Source organism: Amycolatopsis sp. SID8362 (genome assembly GCF_010550475.1).
Lineage (GTDB): Bacteria > Actinomycetota > Actinomycetes > Mycobacteriales > Pseudonocardiaceae > Amycolatopsis > Amycolatopsis eburnea.
The window spans coordinates 1-2,089 of sequence record NZ_JAAGNB010000114.1 but is presented as its reverse complement, the minus strand read 5'-3'; the positions used below and the strand labels follow the sequence as shown (position 1 = coordinate 2,089).

At 75.0% G+C, this 2,089-nt stretch carries 2 protein-coding genes and 1 pseudogene; 1 reads left to right on the top strand and 2 read right to left on the bottom strand.

Annotated features, from left to right (window positions below):
- A pseudogene (locus G3I65_RS58715) lies at positions 1-128 on the top strand (EamA/RhaT family transporter); the annotation flags it as partial.
- Positions 129-144: 16 nt separating this feature from the next.
- On the opposite strand, the gene G3I65_RS04090 reads toward G3I65_RS58715, so the two are convergent.
- Positions 145-717: a GNAT family N-acetyltransferase gene (locus G3I65_RS04090; RefSeq protein WP_160694885.1), complete on the bottom strand. Its 573-nt coding sequence runs from the start codon at positions 715-717 to the stop codon at positions 145-147.
- Positions 714-1,226, bottom strand: coding sequence for a YbaK/EbsC family protein (locus G3I65_RS04085; RefSeq protein WP_160694883.1), 513 nt, complete (start codon positions 1,224-1,226; stop codon positions 714-716). The genes G3I65_RS04090 and G3I65_RS04085 overlap by 4 nt, the downstream gene beginning before the upstream one ends.
- Between the last annotated feature and the right edge of the window lie 863 nt (positions 1,227-2,089).

Sequence of the window (2,089 nt, the reverse complement as noted above, 5' to 3'; positions counted from 1 at the left end):
AGCCGCTGACGGCGGCCGTGCTGGCCGCGGTGCTGCTCGGGGAACGGCTGAGCGGCACGGCGTGGTGCGGCGCGGCCGTGCTGGTCGCGGCGCTGGTCGTCGGCTACTGGCGGCCCGAACCGCGGTGAACCCCGGCGCTGCCCCTCAGCGAGGCTCGAGGGGCAGCGCCCGCCCGAGGATCGCGAACGGCCGCGGGTCGCCGGCGAAGTGGTAGTCGCGCAGGACGTCGACGAACCCGGTCCGCCTGTAGAGCTTCCACGCCCGGCTGGTGCCCTCGGGCGTGGAGAGCAGCACGTTCGCGCTCGGCACGCCGTCGAGGAGACCGCGCAGCAGGTCCTCGCCGATCTGGTGACCCTGGTTCTCCGGCTTGACGTGGATCTCGGTCAGCTCGAAGTAGTCCGCCAGCCAGCGGTCGGCCTCGGCGGGCCCGGACCGGCGGCTCAGCCCGTGGCGCACCTGCTCGTGCCACCACTGCCCGGCCCGGCCGCGGTAGCCGTAGGCCAGCCCGAGCAGGACGTCGTCGGCGTCGAACGCGGCCATGCAGCGCCAGCCCTCGCGCAACGCGTGGGTGAGCCACATCGGCGCCCGCTGCTCGGCGGTGCCGGCCGGGTACCGCATCGCCCGCACGTAGATGTCGAGCGCTTCGGGCAGGCGTGCGCGGAACTCGTCCGTCGAGAGCTGGACGTAGCGGGAGCAGCCGGCGGGCATCGCGGTCACAGCGAGCCATCTTCCTCCGCGCCGCCGAGCGCGCCGGGGGTGCCCCCGGTCAACGCCACCAGGTCCGCGAACGTCGTCGGGTAGACGGTCTTCGGGTGCCCGGCCGCGGCCCACACGATGTCGTGGGCGCGCAACGCGGTGTCCACCAGCGTCGGCAGCGGCGCCGGGTGCCCGACCGGGGCGACGCCGCCGATCGGCTGCCCGGTGTGCGCCCGCACGAAATCGGCGTCGGCCTTGCCGATTTCGCCGCCGGCCAGCCGCGCGAGCGTGGCCGGGTCCGCGCGGTGGGCGCCGGAGGTCAGGGCGAGGAGCGCGTTCTTGTCGGACCCCAGGCGGAAGATGAGGCTGTTGGCGATGGCACCGACGGGAACGCCGAGCGCTTCGGCCGCCTGCGCGGCGGTCCGCACCTCGGCGGCCAGTACTCGGATGCCTTCGGCGGCGGCGTGCTGCCCGGCTTCGGCCAGCGCGGCCGCCACCTTGGCGACGGCGGGGTGGTCCAGCGAACTCATGAGCCTATGAGATCACGCCACCGACCTGCTGTCCCGCGGGATTCCACCCCTGGGGTTGAGCGGATGCCCGGTCCGGGGTTACTCTGGAAATTGTTCGAACAGACGTTCGACATCTGGTGAGCGCGCACCGGTCAGGTGCCCGGCTCCGGGACGGGGGAAGCGTCTCGGCGCCGGGCCCCCGATCGAGCTCACGCCGCGCAGGAGGAGGGTCGCCATGTCCGTCAAGGTCGTGTCCCCCACGGACCCGGGGCAGCCCCAGCTGCCCATGTCACTGCGCCCCCCGGTAACCCCGGCGGCGCCCGGCACCCACCACGGCCGTCCCCGCCGCCCCCGCCCGCCGGCTCCGGCGCTGAGGCAGCCCGAGCTGCCGATGTCGCCGGTGACCGCCGAAGAACCCTCCGCCGAGGTTCCGGAGGTGGTCGAGTCGCCGCGGTCGTCGGCCGCGGAGCCGGGATCGCCGATGGAGGCGCCCACGACGGACTCGTCACCGGCAGCCGGTGGGGAGCCCGAGGTGCTGATGCCGGTGCACCCGCTTGCCTCGGCCTCCACGGATGCATCGGCGGAGCCCGCACAGCCTCGGTTGCCGATGCGTCGATCGGTTCCGGTTCCGGCGGACTCGCCGGTGGGGCCCGCGCAGCCTGGGCTGCCGATGCCGGTGCGCCCGCCTGCCTCGGCTTCCGCGGCTGCACCGGCGGAGTCCGCGCAGCCTCGGTTGCCGGTGCGTCGGCCGGCTCCGCTATCGGCGGATCCCATGCAGCCTCGGGTGCCGGCGCCCGTGCGCCCGCCTGCCCCTGCCTCCGCGGACTCGTCGGCGGAGTCCGCGCAGCCGAAGCTGCCCATGCCCCTCCACCCACCGGCCGCGG

Coding starts and splice junctions, on each gene's coding strand:
- G3I65_RS04085 (WP_160694883.1), bottom strand. CDS start 1,226: ATGAGTTCGCTGGACCACCCCGCCGTCGCCAAGGTGGCGGCCGCGCTG.